General features: G+C 66.4%; 22 protein-coding genes. 6 read left to right on the top strand and 16 right to left on the bottom strand.

The features are described 5' to 3' along the window. Window positions 1–115 precede the first annotated feature (115 nt). Complete coding sequence (locus SMA01S_RS22535; RefSeq protein ID WP_066827568.1) at window positions 116–544, bottom strand: organic hydroperoxide resistance protein; 429 nt, start codon at window positions 542–544, stop codon at window positions 116–118. A 127-nt stretch (window positions 545–671) separates the two neighbouring features. Here SMA01S_RS22535 and SMA01S_RS22530 point away from each other — a divergent pair, with 127 nt between their 5' ends. Further along, on the top strand, window positions 672–1,103 hold the full coding sequence (locus SMA01S_RS22530; RefSeq protein WP_066827567.1) for a MarR family winged helix-turn-helix transcriptional regulator: 432 nt from the start codon (window positions 672–674) through the stop codon (window positions 1,101–1,103). 7 nt (window positions 1,104–1,110) lie between these two features. On the opposite strand, the gene SMA01S_RS22525 is transcribed toward SMA01S_RS22530, so the two are convergent. Beyond that, entirely contained in the window at window positions 1,111–1,947 is an 837-nt protein-coding gene (locus SMA01S_RS22525; RefSeq protein WP_066827565.1) for a helix-turn-helix transcriptional regulator, read from the bottom strand. Window positions 1,948–2,056: 109 nt separating this feature from the next. Here SMA01S_RS22525 and SMA01S_RS22520 point away from each other — a divergent pair, with 109 nt between their 5' ends. Then, the gene (locus tag SMA01S_RS22520) at window positions 2,057–2,962 is read left to right on the top strand and encodes an SDR family oxidoreductase (RefSeq protein ID WP_066827563.1); all 906 of its coding nucleotides are present in this window, start codon (window positions 2,057–2,059) and stop codon (window positions 2,960–2,962) included. A 21-nt stretch (window positions 2,963–2,983) separates the two neighbouring features. Here the strand turns inward: SMA01S_RS22520 and SMA01S_RS24350 are convergent, their stop codons facing one another. From SMA01S_RS24350 to SMA01S_RS22465, 12 genes are all read right to left on the bottom strand, one after another. Next, window positions 2,984–3,406 carry an endonuclease domain-containing protein gene (locus SMA01S_RS24350; RefSeq protein ID WP_084250519.1) on the bottom strand — a complete coding sequence of 141 codons (423 nt, stop codon included), beginning with the start codon at window positions 3,404–3,406 and terminating at the stop codon, window positions 2,984–2,986. Between the two features lie 78 nt (window positions 3,407–3,484). Continuing rightward, on the bottom strand, window positions 3,485–5,404 hold the full coding sequence (uvrC, locus tag SMA01S_RS22515; protein ID WP_066827561.1) for an excinuclease ABC subunit UvrC: 1,920 nt from the start codon (window positions 5,402–5,404) through the stop codon (window positions 3,485–3,487). Between the two features lie 44 nt (window positions 5,405–5,448). Continuing rightward, complete coding sequence (locus SMA01S_RS22510) at window positions 5,449–5,775, bottom strand: hypothetical protein (protein ID WP_066827559.1); 327 nt, start codon at window positions 5,773–5,775, stop codon at window positions 5,449–5,451. A 75-nt stretch (window positions 5,776–5,850) separates the two neighbouring features. Beyond that, a complete protein-coding gene (locus SMA01S_RS22505) occupies window positions 5,851–6,150 on the bottom strand; it encodes a chorismate mutase (RefSeq protein ID WP_066827557.1) in 300 nt (99 codons plus the stop codon). Window positions 6,151–6,188: 38 nt separating this feature from the next. Continuing rightward, entirely contained in the window at window positions 6,189–6,743 is a 555-nt protein-coding gene (locus SMA01S_RS22500; RefSeq protein WP_066827555.1) for a F0F1 ATP synthase subunit B family protein, read from the bottom strand. Next, window positions 6,736–7,230 (bottom strand): F0F1 ATP synthase subunit B family protein, encoded by a 495-nt coding sequence (locus SMA01S_RS22495; RefSeq protein WP_066827554.1) that lies wholly within the window; start codon window positions 7,228–7,230, stop codon window positions 6,736–6,738. The genes SMA01S_RS22500 and SMA01S_RS22495 overlap by 8 nt, the downstream gene beginning before the upstream one ends. Before the next feature lie 21 nt (window positions 7,231–7,251). Continuing rightward, window positions 7,252–7,464 (bottom strand): F0F1 ATP synthase subunit C, encoded by a 213-nt coding sequence (locus SMA01S_RS22490; RefSeq protein ID WP_066586696.1) that lies wholly within the window; start codon window positions 7,462–7,464, stop codon window positions 7,252–7,254. 72 nt (window positions 7,465–7,536) lie between these two features. Continuing rightward, complete coding sequence (locus SMA01S_RS22485; RefSeq protein ID WP_084250518.1) at window positions 7,537–8,322, bottom strand: F0F1 ATP synthase subunit A; 786 nt, start codon at window positions 8,320–8,322, stop codon at window positions 7,537–7,539. Then, window positions 8,319–8,603 carry an AtpZ/AtpI family protein gene (locus SMA01S_RS22480; RefSeq protein ID WP_066827542.1) on the bottom strand — a complete coding sequence of 95 codons (285 nt, stop codon included), beginning with the start codon at window positions 8,601–8,603 and terminating at the stop codon, window positions 8,319–8,321. Before SMA01S_RS22480 ends, SMA01S_RS22485 begins: the two co-directional genes overlap by 4 nt. 145 nt (window positions 8,604–8,748) lie before the next feature. Then, complete coding sequence (locus SMA01S_RS22475; protein ID WP_245649400.1) at window positions 8,749–9,120, bottom strand: YdbL family probable chaperone protein; 372 nt, start codon at window positions 9,118–9,120, stop codon at window positions 8,749–8,751. Window positions 9,121–9,134: 14 nt separating this feature from the next. Further along, window positions 9,135–9,317: a YnbE family lipoprotein gene (locus SMA01S_RS22470; RefSeq protein WP_157081995.1), complete on the bottom strand. Its 183-nt coding sequence runs from the start codon at window positions 9,315–9,317 to the stop codon at window positions 9,135–9,137. A gap of 47 nt (window positions 9,318–9,364) precedes the next feature. Then, window positions 9,365–12,508, bottom strand: a complete 3,144-nt coding sequence (locus tag SMA01S_RS22465; RefSeq protein WP_066827537.1) for an intermembrane phospholipid transport protein YdbH family protein — start codon at window positions 12,506–12,508, stop codon at window positions 9,365–9,367. A 94-nt stretch (window positions 12,509–12,602) separates the two neighbouring features. Between SMA01S_RS22465 and radC the strand changes: the two genes are divergently transcribed. Further along, window positions 12,603–13,286, top strand: a complete 684-nt coding sequence (gene radC, locus SMA01S_RS22460) for a RadC family protein (RefSeq protein ID WP_066827535.1) — start codon at window positions 12,603–12,605, stop codon at window positions 13,284–13,286. On the opposite strand, the gene SMA01S_RS22455 is transcribed toward radC, so the two are convergent. After that, window positions 13,258–14,301, bottom strand: coding sequence for a saccharopine dehydrogenase NADP-binding domain-containing protein (locus SMA01S_RS22455; RefSeq protein WP_066827569.1), 1,044 nt, complete (start codon window positions 14,299–14,301; stop codon window positions 13,258–13,260). The genes radC and SMA01S_RS22455 overlap by 29 nt on opposite strands. 95 nt (window positions 14,302–14,396) lie before the next feature. Between SMA01S_RS22455 and SMA01S_RS22450 the strand changes: the two genes are divergently transcribed. The 3 genes from SMA01S_RS22450 (at window position 14,397) to SMA01S_RS22440 (ending at window position 17,366) form a co-directional block, all read left to right on the top strand. Next, window positions 14,397–14,987 carry a TetR/AcrR family transcriptional regulator gene (locus SMA01S_RS22450; RefSeq protein WP_066827533.1) on the top strand — a complete coding sequence of 197 codons (591 nt, stop codon included), beginning with the start codon at window positions 14,397–14,399 and terminating at the stop codon, window positions 14,985–14,987. Between the two features lie 275 nt (window positions 14,988–15,262). After that, window positions 15,263–16,933 carry an ankyrin repeat domain-containing protein gene (locus SMA01S_RS22445; RefSeq protein ID WP_066827531.1) on the top strand — a complete coding sequence of 557 codons (1,671 nt, stop codon included), beginning with the start codon at window positions 15,263–15,265 and terminating at the stop codon, window positions 16,931–16,933. Beyond that, window positions 16,923–17,366: a DUF5990 family protein gene (locus tag SMA01S_RS22440; RefSeq protein ID WP_066827530.1), complete on the top strand. Its 444-nt coding sequence runs from the start codon at window positions 16,923–16,925 to the stop codon at window positions 17,364–17,366. Before SMA01S_RS22445 ends, SMA01S_RS22440 begins: the two co-directional genes overlap by 11 nt. On the opposite strand, the gene SMA01S_RS22435 is transcribed toward SMA01S_RS22440, so the two are convergent. Further along, complete coding sequence (locus SMA01S_RS22435; RefSeq protein WP_157094101.1) at window positions 17,359–17,667, bottom strand: hypothetical protein; 309 nt, start codon at window positions 17,665–17,667, stop codon at window positions 17,359–17,361. The two genes, SMA01S_RS22440 and SMA01S_RS22435, sit on opposite strands and share 8 nt — an antisense overlap. Between the last annotated feature and the right edge of the window lie 172 nt (window positions 17,668–17,839).

Raw genomic sequence — 17,839 nt, 5'->3', positions numbered from 1 at the left:
GGGGGGGGGGGGGGGGGGGGGGGGATGCCTCGCAGAGGGTGTCGCCTGCCGCACGGCCCCACCCCAACCCCTCCCCTGAAGGGGAGGGGCTGCTAGACCTTCGCCCACTCGCAGGTCAGGCGTGCTCGACGACCGAAAGCCGGACGGCGAGATTACCGCGGGTCGCTTCCGAATACGGGCAGACGATGTGCGCGGCGTCGACCAATTCCTGCGCGGTCGCGGCGTCGATGCCCGGCAGGTCGACCGCGAGCGCGACGTCGAGCCCGAAGCCGCGGCCATCGTCGCGCTTGCCGATCCCGACACTGGCAGTGACCTTCGCGTCATCGGCGATGCGGATCTTGCGCTGTCCGGCGACGAACCGGATCGCCCCGAGGAAGCAGGCGGCGTAGCCGACGCCGAACAATTGCTCTGGATTGGTGCCGCCGCCGGCGCCGCCGAGTTCCTTGGCGGTCTGCAGCTCGACATCGAGCAAGCCGTCTTCGCTGCGGCCATGGCCGGTGCGGCCACCGGTGACGGTGGCGCTGGTGCGGTAGAGAATGTCCATGTCCTGATCCTTTATATATCGCGATAACTGTTATCGCAGCGCGTCAAATAGGTCGCACAGCTATCTTGTCAAGACAAAACTTATCGCGATATATGTCCATCGGGATTTTTGGCTGTGGAGTTGACCGATGGATGTGCTGAAACTCGACGACCAGCTCTGCTACGCGCTCTATTCCGCGAGCATGGCGGTGCAGCGCGCGTACAAGCCGCTGCTCGACCGGATGGGGATCACCTATCCGCAATTCCTCGTGCTCAACCTGCTATGGCATGATGGGCAGCAAAATGTCGGCGGTTTGGCCGAGAAGCTCGCGCTCGAATCGAGCACGCTAACGCCATTGCTCAAGCGGCTGGAGGCCGCCGGCTTGGTGACGCGGACGCGCAACCCGAAGAACGAGCGCGAAGTGCTGATCGAGACGACGCCAAAGGGCGAGGAACTAAGATCGGAAGCGGGTTGCCTGGCCGAACGGCTGGTCGAGGCGTCGGGCACGCCGGTTGCCGGGATCATCGACCTGAACGCGCGCGTGAAGGACTTTCGCGACCGGGTCTATGCCGGGTCTTGATGCCCGGCTAGCGTCGCCCCGAGCGTGAGGCCATGAGCGATTGGATACGATCCGCGCCGTCGGACGTGACAGGATTGTAGACGAGCATTCCCAGGTCCGGGCGCCCGTCGACCGCGAAGATCGAGACTTCCAGTTCGATCATCCCGACCTCGGGATGGCGGATGCGCTTCACGCCCTCCGCATGGCCGACGACGTCATTGGCCCGCCATAACGCTGCGAAATGGGAGCTGGTGTGCGAAAGCTCGTCGACGAGCTGCGCGATCTCCGCGCCCGCGCCGGCCCGCGCCGCATCGGCGCGAAACGACGCCACCACGAACCGCGCGACGCCCAGCCAGTCCTCCTGCGCCGCCTGCACCCGCGCATCGGAAAACATCATGCGCAGGATGTTGCGCTGATCCGGAGGAAGCCTGGCATAATCGGTCAGCAATGCCGCCGCCGCGTCGTTCCACGCCACCACGTCCCAGATCGCCGTTTTGACTAGCGCGGGGCTGGGCGACAAAGCGTCGAGTACGCGCTGCAACCGCGGCGTCACGCCCTCGGCGCCCCGGTATCGCGCCTCGGGCGGCCGGCCGAGGCCGAGGATGAAGAGATGCTCGCGCTCCGGCTCGGTCAGCATCAGGCCGGCGGCAATGCGGTTGAGCACGTCGGCGGACGGCGCGCCTCCCCTGCCCTGTTCGAGCCAGGTGTACCAGGTCGGGCTGATATTGGCGCGCTGGGCGACTTCCTCACGGCGCAGCCCTGGGGTGCGACGGCGGCCTCCACCAAAACCGAACGCTGCCGGATCGAGGCGAGTACGGCGATCGCGCAGGAAGGTACCGAGCGGATTGGCGGGTTCGGCGGGCATGTCGGTCCTGAGCGATCCTGTTGATGGTTATACCATGATAAGGTCACTACTTTTACAGGATGAAGGTTAGCCCGACATCGCGCCTCGAACAATATCGAAAGGCTGTTCCATGCGTGTCTTCCTCACCGGCGCCACGGGTTTTATCGGCTCGCGCATCATCCCAGAACTGCGCGCGGCCGGGCACGAGGTGCTCGGCCTGACGCGATCCGACGCCGGCGCCCGCGCACTCGAAGCCGTCGGCGCGCAGGTCCATCGCGGCGATCTGGAGGAGCCCGATACCCTCCGCGCCGGCGCCGACCAGGCGGACGCGGTGATCCACACCGCGTTCGACCACGATTTCTCCAACTTCCTGGCGAATTGCGACAAGGACCGCCGTGCGATCGAGGCGATGGGCGCGGCGCTCAAGGGATCGAACCGCCCGCTTCTGATCACCTCCGGCACCGGCATCGGCAACCCGGATTCGGGCGGACCCGCGACCGAGGATGTGCTGAACCGAAACCACCCCAACCCGCGCGCGGCATCGGAACTGGCCGGCGCGGCGTTGCTCGACGCCGGGGTGAACATCGTCTCGATGCGCCTGCCGCAGGTCCACGACACGGCGAAACAGGGCCTGGTCTCGCCCTTCATCGACCTCTCGAAGGCGAAGGGCGTTGTCGCCTATATCGGCGAGGGCACCAATCGCTGGCCGGCTGCGCATGTGCTCGACGTCGCGAGGCTGTATGTCCTTGCGGTAGAGCGATCCGCGCCCGGCGCGCGCTATCACGCCGTGGCCGAAGAGGGCATCCCGGTCCGCGACATCGCCGAAACGGTTGGTGCAGGACTGAACCTGCCCGTCATTTCGCTGACACCCGAAGAAGCTCCAGCGCATTTCGGCTGGCTCGCGATGTTCGCGGGGCTCGACCTACCCGCATCCAGCGCCAAGACCCGCGAGTTGCTTGGGTGGACACCGACCGGGCCGGGGCTGCTCGATGACCTGAGGCGGATGGACTATTCGACCGTTGGGGCGGGTAGCTGAGCTGGACGAACTGATTCATACTCATCGTTCAGCACTACGCGCGCGCGGCACCCTGATTCTCCCCTCCCTGCAAGGGAGGGGTTGGGGGTGGGTGCCGCCGAGGCACTCGGCGGCCTGCAACAATATGTACTCGGCAGCGCCGTCTGGATTGCCGAGCACATCTGAATTCCACAGGCGAATGACACGCCAACCGTGTTCGGCCAGATACACCGACCGCCTCTCATCATAAGGCGCACGATCGACGTGCTGGCTGCCGTCGAACTCGACCGCCAACCGGGCGCCGCGGCACGCCAGATCGACGATGAAAGGTGCAACAACGAGCTGCCGGGTGAAAGCCGGACGATACCGCGAAACGCGATGCCAGATCACGAGTTCGGCGGGCGTTGGATTGTTGCGCAACTCTCGCGCTCTTCGCGTCAGTTCCGGATCGACGCGGCGGCGCATTCCGCAAGCGTATCGTGGCTCGCTACGCTCGCCAACCCACCCCCTGCCCCTCCCTTGCAGGGAGGGGAGTCTCTTAGGTTACCGCGAATGGTAGAAGTCGTAGACCTGTTGCGCGACCGCGGCGGACACTCCCGGTGCCTTCTTGAGATCGTCGAGGCTTGCCCCTCTCACCGATCGTGCGGTGCCGAAATGCATCAGCAGCGCCTTCTTGCGCGCCGGGCCGATGCCGGGCACCTCGTCGAGCGGTGACGCCCCGATCGCCTTGGCGCGTTTCGCGCGATGGGCGCCGATCGCGAAACGGTGGACTTCGTCGCGCAGGCGCTGGAGGTAGAATAGGACCGGCGAATTGACCGGCAGCATCAGTTCGCGACCGTCCATCAGGTGGAACACCTCGCGCCCGTCGCGGCCGTGATGCGGTCCCTTGGCGACGCCGACCAGGCAGACGTCCTCGATCCCCATATCCTCGAGCACGCCCTTCGCCGCGTTGAGCTGACCGCGGCCGCCGTCGATCAGCACGAGGTCGGGCCAGTCGCGGGCATCGCGGTCGGGATCCTCGGCCTGGGCGCGGGCAAAGCGGCGGCCGAACACTTCGCGCATCATCGCGAAATCGTCGTCGGTCGCGGCATGCTTGATGTTGAACTTGCGATATTGCCCTTTGCGGAAGCCCTCCGGTCCAGCGACCACCATCGCGCCAAGCGCATTGGTCCCCTGGATATGGCTGTTGTCGTAGATTTCGATGCGGTTGGGCGGCTCGGCCAGTTCGAACAGGTCGGCGACCTCGCGCAGCAATTTCGCCTGGGTGGTCGATTCAGCCAGCCGTCGGTCGAGCGCCTCGACCGCGTTGCGCTTGGCCTGTTCCATCAACCGGCGGCGGTCGCCGCGTTGCGGCACCGATAGCGCGACCTTGTAGCCCGCGCGCTCGGCGAGCGCCTCGCTCAACAGCGCGCCTTCGGCCAGTTCCCGGTCGAGCAGCACGTTCCGCGCAGGCGGCACCTCCTCGTAGAATTGGGTGAGGAAACTGGTCAGCACCTCGTCCTCGGGCACCTCGTTGGTATGCGCGGGGAAGAAGCTGCGATGCCCCCAATTCTGCCCGCCGCGAATGAAGAAGGCCTGGATGCCCATCACCCCGTCGCGACAGGCGAGCGCGAAGACGTCGGCGTCGCCTACTCCCTCAGCATTGATCGCCTGCGTCCCCTGGATGAAGGTCAGCGCCTTGAGCCGGTCGCGCAGCACCGCGGCGAGCTCGAAATCCATCGCCTCGGCGGCGGCGGTCATCTGCGCGCCCAGCTTGGTCTGCACCTTGGTCGACTTGCCCGCCAGGAAGTCCTTCGCGTCGCCGACCAGTTCGGCATATTCCTCGACCCCGATCCGCCCCACGCACGGCGCCGAGCAGCGCTTGATCTGATAGAGCAGGCACGGCCGGTCGCGCGTCTTGAAGAAACCGTCGGTGCAGGAGCGCAGCAGGAAGAGTTTCTGCAGCGCGTTGAGCGTGTTGTTGACCGAGCCCGCGCTGGCGAAGGGGCCGTAATAATTGCCCTTGGCGCGGCGCGCGCCGCGATGCTTCTGGATGCGCGGGAAGTCGTGGTCGGCGCGCAGCAGGATGAACGGGAAGCTTTTGTCGTCGCGCAGCAGCACGTTGTAGGCAGGGCGGAAGCGCTTGATCAGCTGCGCCTCGAGCAACAGCGCTTCTGCCTCGTTATTGGTCGTGACAATCGTCATCGACCGGGTCTGCGCGACCATCCGCTGCAGCCGCTTGGGCAGCCGGTCGACCTGGGTGTAGTTGGTGACGCGGTTCTTGAGCGCCCGCGCCTTGCCGACATAGAGCACGTCGCCGCGCGCATCCTGCATGCGATAGACGCCGGGCCGCGCCGGCAAGGTCTTCAGCACGTTGCGGATCGCCGCCACACCCGCGGCAAGGTCAGGCGCCTCACCGCCGCCGCGGACGGTGTAGGTTGCTTTGTCTTCATTGAATCGGGTCGGGGAATTGGGGTCGGACATGCCCGGCGAATCTAGGGACTCGCCGGGCCTGAAGCTACCCCGTGTTAGTTGATCGCGGCGAGGTCGGTGGCGATCTTCTTGAGCACGTCGTCGGTGATCTTTCCGCCCGACATCGGCGCGACCTGGTTGAGGCTCATCGACTTGAAGCTGTCATAGGCCGGGTGCTGCGCGACATCCATGCCGAGATCGGCGGTGAGCACTTCCTTGGCCTTGGCGTCGGCTTCGATCGTCTCGATCGGGGTGTCGAGTGTGAACTTGCCGGCGGCGGCGGGAGCAGCGGCGGCCGGAGCGGCAGGCGCGGGTGCGGGTGCCGCGGCGGGAGCCGGCGCGGTCTGGCCCGCGAGCAGAGCGATAGCGATCAGCGACATCATGTTGTCATTCTCCCCTAAAGAATGGGGCCTGTGTGGCCGCGATTGGCGTCGGAATTATGGCAGGCCGACCAGCCATCAGGCGCGATGCTGATCCCAGCGATCGAATTCATAGGCGATCGACCCTTCGACCAGGCGTTCCCACAGGTCGCCGACGACCTCGGAAGGCACGCCGGCGGCTTCGGCCGCGGCTTTGGCGTTGGCGATGACTTGCGCCTTGCGGGCTTCGTCGCGGACGGTGCCGCGATCCTGCTTGATCCGCGCAGCAGCCGTCATGAAGCCGAACCGGATCGCCAGCAGGTCGACGATCTGACGGTCGACCGCATCGACGCCGGCGCGGACATCGACCATGGTCTGGCAGTCTTCGGGGAGGATCATGACGCCGTCCCTAGCCCGCTAAAACGGGCGGGGAAAGCTCAGTTGAGTCGCGACAGGCCGGCGATGGTCTTGTCGACCAGCTTGGCATCGGCGACGGCGCCATGACTGTCGGCGATGATCGACGCGGCGGCGCGGGTCGCGACATCGGCGGCCTTGGCACGGACCTCGGCGACGGCGGCGCGCTCGGCGGCACCGATCTTGTCCTCGGCCATCTTGCCGCGCCTCGCTACCAATTCGGTCGCGTCGGTTTGCGCCTTGGCGACCAAAGCGGCGGCTTCCTGTTCGGCATGCGCGACGATCGCCGCGGCATCGGACGCCGACGAGGCGTCGCGCTTCTTGGCGTCGGCAAGCAGGGCCTCGGCCTCGGCGCGCAACGCGGCGGCCTCATCCAATTGCTGGCGGATCGTCGCGATCTTGCCGTCGAGGATGCGGCCGATCAATGCCGGCACCTTCTGCCAGATCATGATGCCGATCACGCACAGCATCGCGAACGCCACCCAGGCCGGCGGGGTCAAGCCCAGCGCCGACGGCTCGTGATGCAGTTCGGTGGTGCCGGTTTCCTTGGCCAGCGTGGTCGCCTGGAGATTAGCCATTGGCCAGTTCCGCCTTCACTCGTGCCGCCACCGTCGCGCGGTCGGGCGTCACGCCCGACAGCTTGGCGACGATCGCCTCGACCGCGTCCACCGTCGCATCCTCGATCCCGGCGAGCGCGGTCGCCTTGGCCGTGGTGATGCGTGCGGTCGCGTCGGTCAGGGCCTTTTCCTGGTCGGCGTTGCCGGCCTTGATTGCCTGTTCGGTCGATGCGGTGGCTTTCGCCTTCGCCTCGCCGACCAGCTTCAGGGCCTGGCTGCGCGCGCTGTCGAGGCTGGCGGTATAGCCTTCCTCGGCTGCGCGCGCGGTGTTGCGCGCTTCCTCCGCCGCGGCGATGTCAGCCGAGATGCGAGCGTTACGATCGTCGATCGTCCGCTCGATCTTCGGCACCATCGCCCGGCCGATCCCGAAATAGACCGCCGCGAACACGATCGCGAGCCAGAATAGCTGCGACGCGTAGATGGAGGCTGCTTGGGATATCTGAGGCATCGGAAGCGCTCGTTCTGCTGCTTACTTGACGACGAACAGGATCAGGATCGCGACGACGAACGCGATCAGACCCAGAAGCTCGGCGGCGGCGAAGCCGATGAACAGGCGACCCTGCTGGCCGTCGGCGGCCGACGGATTGCGCAGCGCGCCTTCGAGGAACGAGCCGAACACGTTGCCCACGCCGAGCGCGGCCGCGCCGACGCCGATCGCCGCGAGGCCGGCACCGATGTACATCAAACCATGATCAGTCATTTCGAACTCCCAGAAAAATCGTAGTATTGAAATCTACAGTGTTGAAAACGGGACTTAGTGCAGATGCACCGCGTCGTGGAGATACAGTGAGGTGAGCAGCGCGAACACGTATGCCTGGATCGCGCAGACCAGCAGTTCGAGCGCCGAAACGCCCAGGATCATCAGGAAGCTGCCGATCCACACGACGAAGCCGATCGGGCTGCCGCTGAGGCCGGCATTGAGCCCCTGGACCGCGAAACTGCCGAACACTTCGAGCAGGATATGCCCCGCGGTCATCGCGACGAACAGTCGCAGACCAAGCGAGAACGGACGCACCAGGAACGAGATCAGCTCTACCGGGACGATCACCGGCAACAGCACCAGCGGCGCGCCGTGCGGGACGAACAGCGAGAAGAACTTCAGCCCGTGCTTCCAGAAGCCGACCGCCAGCACGATCCCGAACGAGAAGAACGCGAGCACCGCGGTCACCGTGATGTGGCTGGTGACGGCGAAGGTGTGAAGGTGCGGAATGATCGCCAGCGGCAGCACGCCGACTAGGTTGGCGAACAGGATGAAGAAGAACAGCGAGAACATGTAGGGCGCGAACTTCTTGCCGCCCTTGCCGATGTTCACGTTGACCATCGAATCGATGAACGACACCGCGCTTTCGGCGGCGACTTGCCAGCGGCCGGGGATCAGCTGGCGCTTCAGACCGCCCGCCATGAAGACGGCCAGGAGCACGAACACGACGACCATGAACAGCGCCGAGTTGGTGAACGAGACGTCGTAGCCGAAAAGCTTGAGATCGATCAGATGACCGACCTCGAACTGTTCCATCGGGTTGATGTCGCCGGCCATTATTCGGCTCGCTCCTTAGAAATGCGGTAGATGTTGCGGAACGCGACGATGATCGCGAGCGCGAGGAAAGTCAGCAGTAGCCAGGGGCTGGTGCCGAGCCAGTGATCGAGCGCCCAGCCGACGATACCGCCGCCGAGCGGGGCGCCGATCAGCTCCATCAGGACGCGCGATCCTTGACCGTAACCTTTCGAAGGTTGCGGCCCGGCACCCGAACGCGCCTCTTCAGCGGCGCGCGCTGCGGCGATCCGGCTGTCGAGGTCAGTATTCTGGCGATCGTCGGCCAAGGCGCTGAAACATCCTGATAAAGAAACGCCGCCACGCTCTGGCAAGCGGGCGACGATCGGGGCAGCGGAAAGGCCACAGCCCCCGTTTGCTGAGCGCGCGTTTAGGAAAGCGGCCGGACCGAGTCAACCGTCCGAAAGGACAAGGTCAGATGCAGCGTGGGTCGCGCGCCGGCGCCGCGGCGGTACGAGTCTGCCAATTGCCCGCGGGATCGCGATATTTCTCGCCCGGTACAGTCTTGAGGATCAGATTGCAGCCGGTGGTGAAGGCCATCTCCTCGACCGTCGAACCGCTCGCGGCGCTCTTCTGGGTATAGACCGCCTTGCGCTGGATGTTGATCTTGTTGACCAGCGCGACGAGATCCTTGGTCGGCGCGCCGACCACGCCGAGATAGCCATCGGGCATCTCGCCGATCTGCCCCGCCGCGCGTGCCGCGGCATAAGCGGGATCGCGTTCCTGCGCCGTCGCCGGCAAAGCGATCGCGATCAGGGTGCCCAGCAGCAGGGCAGAAGCAGTCATGGTCCGTGTCATCGTCAGAATATCCCCGGATTCTGGTCGATCAGCGCTTTGGCCTGGCCGTCCAGCTTGTACACCACTTGCTGGGTGATGTTGATGTTCAGGTTGATCTCGATCGGTTTGTCGGGTGCCGTCACGTTGACGCACCCGCCCAACAATCCGTTGGCGCACGCCGCGCCGATCAAGAACATCCGTCGCATCGGCCGTCTGGTCGGGTCCAATCGCTTCATCGTCAATCCAATTCGTATCATGGCTTGGTCTCGCTTGCGGGAGGCTGAACGGGTTGATTGGCGTCATTCTGCTGACGGATCAGCGCGGGCAGGTTGCGCTTTATCAGCAGCGTGGGGTCGTAAAAGCTCTGCGCCGAATCGAGCAGCGAGCGGAAAGGCGCGCGTATCTTGACGTTGAACACGAAGGGCAGGCGCTGCAACCGGCGGATCAGGAAGTTGGACTTGGTGCCCTCGCCCTGGCTGACGCCGGCGAAATGCGCTTCGGTGATGACTTCGCCCGCCAGCGGCCCGTTGAGCGTCAGATCCAGGTTGCGATAGCGCAGCGATTTCAGCGCCTGGAACGCCAGATTGCCCCAGGTGCCGACATCCTCCTTGGTGACTTGCCCGACATAAGCGAGCGTGCCGCCACCGGGGCGCACGCGTAGTTCGCCATGCTCGATCCGGCCGCCATTGACGTCGAAGATCATCGGCAAGGTCCCGTCGAACACGCCCGTCGCGTTCAAATTCTTGAAGTTGAATTGCTGCAGAAACTGCGCGGCATCGACGCCGGTCAGGCGGAACGTCAGGTGCCGGCCGCCAGGATCGGCGAAGTCGAGCAAAGTCGGCGCAAGATCGAGGCGCCCGCCGGCGAACGGCCAGCGCGCGTCGGTGACCTGGATGCGCTGGGGCCCCAGCAGCTGATAATGGACCACCCCGTCGCTGACCGCGATGCCGGTGTCGATGGTCTTGACCGTCGCGACCTGATCGGGCGCGGAGACCATCCCCAGCAAATCGGTGAAGCGGATTTCGCCCGACAGGCCGGTGACCGGGCCGAACGCGGCGGCAAGATAAGTGTTGTGCGTGCGGAACACCCCGTCGCTGGTCACCGCCTGGCGGGTCCAGGCGATATGGCCCTGGCCGGTCACCGTCCCCGCGACATCGGCGATCACGCCTTCGGTCACGGGAGTCAGCGCGTCGGGCTGGAAGGCCTTGGTGAAGGTCAGCCCGGTGACGTCGAGATCGGCCGAGCCCGCGCCGCTCGACAGATCGTGCGCGATCGCGACATCGGCGACCTTCACCGTGCCATTGGTCGTCGTCAGCTTGCCGGTCGCGGCGATGCGATTGTCGGCCAGCGTCAGCGACACATCGCGACCGGCAAGTTGTTTGAAGCGCGGATCGTGCGCGGCATCCGCCACCATCAGCGCGCCGCCGACCAGCAGCCGGCCATTCTCCATCCGCCATGTCCCCGTCGCTTGTGACAGGATCAGCGGCACCGCACCGATCTGGCCGCCGGCATCGTCGAATTTGCCGCCGAGCCCTGACGCATAAGAGCCATCGAGCGTCGCGATATCGAGCCGGGTCAGTCGCTCGGGCGCGCCGAGCCGCACCGCCAGGTGATCGAGCACGAAATGGCGATCGCCGAGCCGCAACGTCGCCTGGCCCGCGGCGACCGCGAGCGGACTGCCGCCGAGCGCGCCGTTGAGCCGCAGGTCGCGTGCCACCGCGCCGCCGGCGATCCGCCCGCCCGCGATCCGCAGCATCGCGCCGTCGACCGGACAGAGCTGCGTCCGCAAATCGCGCGCATCCAGCCCGGAGAGGCGCAACCGTGCAATCGCCACCGGCGCGCAAGCCGGATTGACCGCCAGATCGCCACGCCCATTCCATTGCGCGGCCAGCTGCATGCGCAGCCCGTCCACCGCGCCGCCGGCAAGCGGGCCGGACAATGTGACCTCGCTCTCGATCCGCGTCCGCCCGTCGAGCCCGGCGCTGAACCTGACCGGCGCAAGCGCGAGCCGCGCGCCGCCGGCCTCATAAGGCTCCATCGTCGCGGTGCCGGTAATGGGCGCGCCGGCACGCTGCTGGTCGAGATGCGCGCTGAGATCGGGCAATCCGCCGCCGCCGGCGACGAGATCGCCGCGCACGATCACGCCGCCGTTCGGCCAGACGGTCTGGGTACCCTCCCGGCTGGTGAGCGTGACGCTCGCGCCGCTATCGGCGACCGCTAGCAGGCGGGAGAGCTTGACCGCGCCCCGCCCGCCATCGGTCGCCGCCGACAGTTCGGCGGACAAGGCGAACTCGCGCGACGCATCGTCGACCGCGCGGGCAAGCTGGGCCGCCAGCGGCGCGAGCGGCGTGCCCGCACCGGACGATCCCCAGGACCGGAAAGTTGCGCGCACCGCTTGGGGCAAAGCGGCGCGGCCGAGCTGCGCCTTGCCGGTGAACGCGCCCCTGGCATCGGCGTAGCGATAGGCGCCGTCGACCACCGCCGCCTGGCCGGCAATGCCGCCGCCGGTCAGCCGGTCGGCGGTCAGCCGGTCGGCGGTGAGGCGTGCGGTGCCCTGGATGCCATGTGCGCTCCCGGCAAAGGCCAGGGATCCGGCGATCGTGTCGGCAACGAACGACGGCGCGGTCGCGCGATCGGCAGCGAGATTGGCGTGGCCGTTCCAGCGATCGAACGTCGGGGCGACCGCCGCATCCACATCGGCACGAAAGCGGGTCGCACCATTGCCATTGCAGCCCGCTTCGCCGGCGCGCACGGGACCGCGGAGATGGATTGCATCCGACCGGATATCGATCCTGAGCGCGGCAACCGCCTTGTCGGCGGCGCAGGCACCGCTCGCAATGCGCTCGCTGATCGCCGCCACCTGGCCCTGGAACCCACCGTCGAGCCGGCCGCTGCCCGACGCCTTGATCCCGACCACGCCCTGCGGCGCCTCCAGCCGCATGCGGCCGTCCTGAAGATCGAGCTGGATCGCGGGCAGGCGGAAAGCGCCGCTCTTGCCCTTGGGAATCAATCTGTCGAGCGCGCCCAACGACAAGGCGCCATCGACGATCCGCCCGCGCGCCCGCACATGCCCGGCACGCACCCCGGTCACGTGCGCGCCGTCGAAACCGACCGAGGTCTGCACTTCCATCCAATCGGCGATGAGGTCGGGATGCGCTGGATCGCCGATGACGATGTCGGTCAGGCGCTGATGCCCCAGCGCAAGGTCCTCGATCGTGTAGCGCGCCGGGACCTTCGCCCGCGACAGGGCATCGTCGATGAAATGTTCGGCGACCGGCTTGCGCGCCAGCCACAGCCCGGCCAGTACGACCAGCAACAGCGCGAGCGCGACGCCGAGCCTGAACCGGATGCGGCCCCCGCGCGACGGGCGGGCAATATCTGGCTCGCTCTCGGTCATCGATACCCTGTTATCGTCATTACTGGCGACGCTACACGCCGCGACGGCTCCAGGGCAATTGCGCAGCCCCTTATCGCCGATTAACCCGTAACAGATGGGGGACGTTCCGGAACCGGATCATCTTGGTCACCGCGCGCGGTTGCGGCAGCGCTTGCTCGCCGATGCCGACGGGCTGCTCGACCATGAGCTAATCGAATATCTGCTCGCGCTCGCCATCCCGCGGCGCGACACCAAGCCGCTGGCCTATGCCCTGCTGCGCGAGTTCGGCGGGATCGCCGGGCTGCTGACCGCCGCGCCCGAGGAACTCGCCCGGGTCAAGGGCATGGGAGAGACGTCGGTCGCCGCGCTCAAGATCGCGCAGGCGACGGCGCTGCGCCTGCTGAAGGCGGAAGTGGCGGAGAAGCCATTACTGTCAAACTGGCAAGCGGTGCTCGATTATCTCCGCGCCGACATGGCGCATCACGGCAACGAGCGCGTCCGTGTGTTGCATCTCAACACCCGCAACATGCTGATCCGCGACGAGCTGATGAACGAAGGCTCGATCGACGAGGCGCCGGTCTATGTCCGCGAAGTCATCCGCCGCGCGATCGACCTCAAGTCCGCGTCGATCATCCTGGTCCACAACCACCCCTCGGGCGATCCGTCACCAAGCCGCGCCGATATCGACCTGACGCGTGCGGTCGTGGAAGCGGGCAAGAAGATGGGGATCGCGGTGCACGATCATATCATTGTGGGGACTAAGGGGTTTGTCAGTTTGCGGGGTCAGGGGTTGATCTGACCGAGGCGGTGATCGCGGCCGGATCGAGATCGACCATGATGTCGGGCGCCAGGTTGGCGAGAAACTCGGCGGGATCGAAAATCTCGCCCGGGGCACGCACACCGGTGGGGACGGCGTTTCCGCCGAGCACCGTCAGGCACGCCTTGACCACCAGCGGCGCGGTCACCGCATAGATATCGCGACCGCTCGCGACCGCCCGGCCTACCCGGCCGTCGATCGTCGCCCGGACATCCATCACGAAGTGTTGCGCCGACCGCCCGCGATCGTCCGCTGCGCGTGGGGCTGGCGTCGCGGCGTCGTGCAGATCGGCAAGCGGCGCCAGGTTCATGAAGCTGGTGATCTCCGCCGCATCGACATGGCGCGACAGCAAGACGATCTCGCTCAGCGCGACGCAGGTCACCGGTTGCTCGCCGAACGGCGCGGGGAATTGCCACTGCTCCGCCGGCGGCGGACTCGGGACCGGGACCAACCGGCCATCGCGGACGACCAGGCGCTCGAACGTATTGCGTTCGCCCGTCAGCCGCGTGCCCGCCGTCGGATGCCAGCTATCCAGCCCGACTGCGATATCGATCGCCTGAGCGCGCGTGCCCGACGGGACCAGCGCCGATGCTAGCAGGTCGGCGAGACCGCCGTAAAAGGCCATGGCAGGCACCAGCGTGACGCCCGCGTCACGGGCGGGGCCATCGAGCCGGTCGAAAAGGTCCTGCACCGTGCGCTGCTCGGCCGCGACGTCGAAATAGGGGATCCGGGCGCGCAATGCCGCTTCGGCCGCGGGCATCGCTGTGTCGAAGAACGGGCCGGCGCAATTGACGATCGCATCCGCGCCCATCATCGCCCGGTCGAGACTGCCGACATCGGCAAAGTCGATCACGCGACAAGCTTCCTCCGCGCCATCGATCGGTTGGAACCGACCGGTTCGCGTCGCCGGGATCGCCGTCGCGCCCAAACGGCGCAATGCGTCGACCACGAACCGTCCGGTATGCCCTCCGGCGCCCAGCACCGCGATCCTGACCATATTCCATCCCTTCTGCAAAATCGATACCGACCAGTATCGTTTGACGAAATGACACCGATCGGTATCGTTGTCAATCACGCCGAAGGAGTCGCTCGATGACCGCCACCGCCGCCGATCAGCCGGGCACCCGCTCGCAGCGTGCCAGAGCGCATGCGCTCGGCGTTGCGTCGCGCCTCTTTTATGAAAATGGTGTCAGAGCGGTGGGAATGGAGCAGATCGTCGACGCGTCCGGCATCGCCAAGACCACCATCTACCGCCATTTCCCGACCAAGGACGCGTTGATCGAGGCTTTCCTGGAAAAGGAAGATCGCGAGTTCTGGTCGCAATGGGATGCGGTGGTCGCCCCGGCCGCGTCGCCGATCGCGCGGATCGACGCATTGTGCGACTGGATCGGCGATCGCGTACGCCGCGACAATTACCGGGGGTGTCCGCAACTCAATGTCGCGGCCGAATTCGCCGATGCCGGCCATCCGGCGAGGCGCGTCGCGCGCCGCCATAAGGATGAAATGCATCGCCGGCTGTCGGATCTTTGCCGGCAAGCCGGGGTCGACGACGCGACAATCGTCGCCATGCAGATCGCGCTGCTGTTCGACGGCGCGTTCGCCAGTGACGGACGGCTGAAGCCCTTCGACGCCGGGGCTCTGCTGCGAAGCGCGGTCCATCGGCTGCTGCAACCGCCGGCATGACCGTTGCCCGTCGCCAGGCTTTCGGTGGGGCGCTCACGGAAAGCCATTCGCGCGGGATCAGATCGGTGACAGTTTACTAAAAGCCGATTGAGGGTGTGCCCCTTCCACCCGTTGACACCGCACCCACCATCACCAATACTCCCGCCCAGAGCGCATCTGGAGCGCCACCTGTCCGCGGCAAGGGAGTTTCTCCCATCCAGCTCGAAACTGTACTTACGAACCCTTCTTCCGGCCTTTCGTAAGCGGACGTCTGGCATTTGGAAGGAAGGTTTCCGATGCGTCGTACGCTCACGCCCAAAACCAATCTCGAAACCCTGCGCAAGGACGCCAAGCGCTGGCTGAAAGCCATTCGCGCGGACGATCCGGCGGCGATCGCGCGCCTGCGCGATGCCGGCGCGAAACCGTCCGGCGATCCCGGGCTGCGCGATGTGCACCAGGCGTTGGCGTTCGAATATGGCTGCGAAAACTGGGCGGCGCTCAAGACGGCGATCGCCGATCTCGCGCTCGATCGTCAGACTTACGCCGAACGCCTCGATCAATTGCTGGGACAATGGTGGAGCGGCGACCCGGCCCCGGCGCGGCGCATCCTGGCCCGCTATCCCGCTATCGCGCGCGACAGCCTGTTCACCGCCGCCGCCTGCGGCGATGTCGCCGACGTCGAGCGGCGCCTGACGCGCGACCCGGCGTCGGCAGTCGCCACGGGCGGGCCGATGGACTGGCCGGCGCTCGCCTATGTCGTCTATGGCCGGCTCGACGCCACCAACGCGGTGACGATCGCACGGCTGCTGCTCGCGGCAGGGGCCGATACGAGCTTTTCGCACAATGATGGCTGGGACAATGCCTTCACCCTGGTGACCGGCGCGATCGGCCTGGGCGAAGGTGCCAAGCCAAGCCATCCCCAGGCGACCGAGCTGGTCGACTTGCTGGTCGCCGCCGGCGCGTCGCCGTTCGACACCCAGGCACTCTACAACATCTCGATCGTCGGCCAGGACGTCTATTGGTACGATCTGCTGTGGCGGCATTGCGAGGCGCAAGGCGTGACCGACCGCTGGCGCGACGCGGTCAGCTATCGCATCGGCGGGAACCAACCGCTCAACCCGCTCGACTATCTGCTCGGCAATGCGGTCGGCCAGAACCATCTGGCCCGCGCCGAGTGGCTGCTGGCGCGCGGTGCCAATCCCGATACGCCGCATGCCTATACCGGTCAGCCGGTCCATGCTCTGGCGCAGCTTTCCGGGTTCGTCGATATGGCCGCCTTGCTCGAGCGTCATGACGCCACGCCGGTGGTGCTGAGCGGCGCGCAGGCGTTCCGGGCGGCCTGCCTGCGCGGCGACGAGGAGCGCGCGCGGGCACTGCTCGCGGCCGACCCGCATCTGGTGGCCAATTCCGCCCTGCTGCTGGCGGCCGCCGAGTTCGGCAACGCACCTGCTATCGCGCTGTTGCTGTCGCTGGGCGCCGATGCCGGCGGATGCGATCATGAGGGGATCAGCCCGCTGCACCGCGCGGTGCAGTCGGGATCGCTGGAGGCCGCTAACCTGCTGATCGCCGCGGGTGCCGAGATCGACCGCCGCGAGCGCAAGTGGAACGGGACGCCGCTCAGCTGGGCGGTCGTGCTCGGACGACCGCGGATGGCGGATCTGCTCGCGCCGTTGAGCCGCGATATGTGGCCGCTGGTGCATCTCGGACTGACCGAACGGCTCGATGCCGTGCTCGCCGCCGAGCCCGAACTGGCCAATCGGACGCGGGCGCAGGACGATACGCCCACGCCGCTTTTCTATTTGCCGGACGACGAGGACAAAGCGGTCGACGTCGCGCGCATTCTGCTGCGCCATGGCGCCGATCCGCGGCTGCGTAATAAGAGCGGCCGGACCGCGATCGAGGCGGCGCGGCGGCGCGACCTCGACGAAGCGGCGGAAGTGATGGAGAACTGGCGTCATGACGGCTGAACGATCGGCGCTGCCGCTACGCATCGTGGTTGACCAGCCAGTGCCGTGTGTCGCGCTCGCGCTTCAGCGTGGCGCCAGCGGCAAGGCGACGTTGGTCGGACCGGTTCACAGCTCCGCCGACGCGCTCGTATTCGATTTCGAGGTCATGGTGGACGGCAGCAACGCAGACGGCGGTCCGCGCTTGCTCGGGCCATTCGTACAGGGACCGCCGGCCGCGCGGTTCGTCTATCTCAATATCGGTGCAAGTGCCGGCCAGATCGGGTCGCCTTGGCAGCGCCGCGCCAAGGTGCCGCTCGGTGCGATCAGCTGGCAAGCGATCGAGGCGTTGTCACCGGGCGAGCGCCTGACCGCACATTTCAACGGCACCGCCCGCGACGGCAGCCCCGCCTGCGCCACCGTGCCGATCCTCCCGCCCGGCTGGACGCCTAAGTGATGTTCTGGGCCCGGACGACCTTGAAATTGTCCTTGCGGATCGTCAGGCGCAGCACCGGGCCTGGCCTTGGCGGAGGCTCGACCTCGACTACCCAGGTATCGGCGGCGTCCTTGATCGAATAATGTTCGCGGGGGCCGGGCGACAGGCAATCGCCGGCCATCCCGACCTTACGCGCGAACAATTGAGCCGACGCCAGTGCCTTGCGAGACTCCGGCCCCAGCTGCGCCAAGGGCTGCGGCTGTGGCTGCGGCTGAGAACACCCCGTCGCAGCGAGCAGGGCCAGAAGGGCAATTTGCTTCATATAGATATGAGATCACATTACATACCGTTGCGCAAGCGGGCTTACGCTAAGGTTCAATGTAACGAACCAAAGGCCAATGGATCGCTATTCCCCTCTCCCGCTTGCGGGAGAGGCCGGGTGAGGGTCTTCTTTCTTCTTCCAAGCGAGGTGCGAAAAAGAAGAAAGAAGACCC

Origin of the sequence: Sphingomonas mali NBRC 15500 (assembly GCF_001598415.1) — a bacterium.
Taxonomy (GTDB): Bacteria; Pseudomonadota; Alphaproteobacteria; order Sphingomonadales; family Sphingomonadaceae; genus Sphingomonas; species Sphingomonas mali.
The sequence above is the reverse complement of the archived record's forward strand: the minus strand, read 5'-3'. Positions and strand labels throughout refer to the sequence as shown.

Excerpts from the sequence above, each read along its gene's own strand:
- SMA01S_RS22535 (WP_066827568.1), bottom strand. The coding sequence starts at position 544 with ATGGACATTCTCTACCGCACCAGCGCCACCGTCACCGGTGGCCGCACC.
- SMA01S_RS22530 (WP_066827567.1), top strand. The coding sequence starts at position 672 with ATGGATGTGCTGAAACTCGACGACCAGCTCTGCTACGCGCTCTATTCC.
- SMA01S_RS22525 (WP_066827565.1), bottom strand. The coding sequence starts at position 1,947 with ATGCCCGCCGAACCCGCCAATCCGCTCGGTACCTTCCTGCGCGATCGC.
- SMA01S_RS22520 (WP_066827563.1), top strand. The coding sequence starts at position 2,057 with ATGCGTGTCTTCCTCACCGGCGCCACGGGTTTTATCGGCTCGCGCATC.
- SMA01S_RS24350 (WP_084250519.1), bottom strand. The coding sequence starts at position 3,406 with ATGCGCCGCCGCGTCGATCCGGAACTGACGCGAAGAGCGCGAGAGTTG.
- uvrC (WP_066827561.1), bottom strand. The coding sequence starts at position 5,404 with ATGTCCGACCCCAATTCCCCGACCCGATTCAATGAAGACAAAGCAACC.
- SMA01S_RS22510 (WP_066827559.1), bottom strand. The coding sequence starts at position 5,775 with ATGATGTCGCTGATCGCTATCGCTCTGCTCGCGGGCCAGACCGCGCCG.
- SMA01S_RS22505 (WP_066827557.1), bottom strand. The coding sequence starts at position 6,150 with ATGATCCTCCCCGAAGACTGCCAGACCATGGTCGATGTCCGCGCCGGC.
- SMA01S_RS22500 (WP_066827555.1), bottom strand. The coding sequence starts at position 6,743 with ATGGCTAATCTCCAGGCGACCACGCTGGCCAAGGAAACCGGCACCACC.
- SMA01S_RS22495 (WP_066827554.1), bottom strand. The coding sequence starts at position 7,230 with ATGCCTCAGATATCCCAAGCAGCCTCCATCTACGCGTCGCAGCTATTC.
- SMA01S_RS22490 (WP_066586696.1), bottom strand. The coding sequence starts at position 7,464 with ATGTACATCGGTGCCGGCCTCGCGGCGATCGGCGTCGGCGCGGCCGCG.
- SMA01S_RS22475 (WP_245649400.1), bottom strand. The coding sequence starts at position 9,120 with ATGACTGCTTCTGCCCTGCTGCTGGGCACCCTGATCGCGATCGCTTTG.
- SMA01S_RS22470 (WP_157081995.1), bottom strand. The coding sequence starts at position 9,317 with ATGCGACGGATGTTCTTGATCGGCGCGGCGTGCGCCAACGGATTGTTG.
- SMA01S_RS22465 (WP_066827537.1), bottom strand. The coding sequence starts at position 12,508 with ATGACCGAGAGCGAGCCAGATATTGCCCGCCCGTCGCGCGGGGGCCGC.
- radC (WP_066827535.1), top strand. The coding sequence starts at position 12,603 with ATGGGGGACGTTCCGGAACCGGATCATCTTGGTCACCGCGCGCGGTTG.
- SMA01S_RS22455 (WP_066827569.1), bottom strand. The coding sequence starts at position 14,301 with ATGGTCAGGATCGCGGTGCTGGGCGCCGGAGGGCATACCGGACGGTTC.
- SMA01S_RS22450 (WP_066827533.1), top strand. The coding sequence starts at position 14,397 with ATGACCGCCACCGCCGCCGATCAGCCGGGCACCCGCTCGCAGCGTGCC.
- SMA01S_RS22445 (WP_066827531.1), top strand. The coding sequence starts at position 15,263 with ATGCGTCGTACGCTCACGCCCAAAACCAATCTCGAAACCCTGCGCAAG.
- SMA01S_RS22440 (WP_066827530.1), top strand. The coding sequence starts at position 16,923 with ATGACGGCTGAACGATCGGCGCTGCCGCTACGCATCGTGGTTGACCAG.
- SMA01S_RS22435 (WP_157094101.1), bottom strand. The coding sequence starts at position 17,667 with ATGAAGCAAATTGCCCTTCTGGCCCTGCTCGCTGCGACGGGGTGTTCT.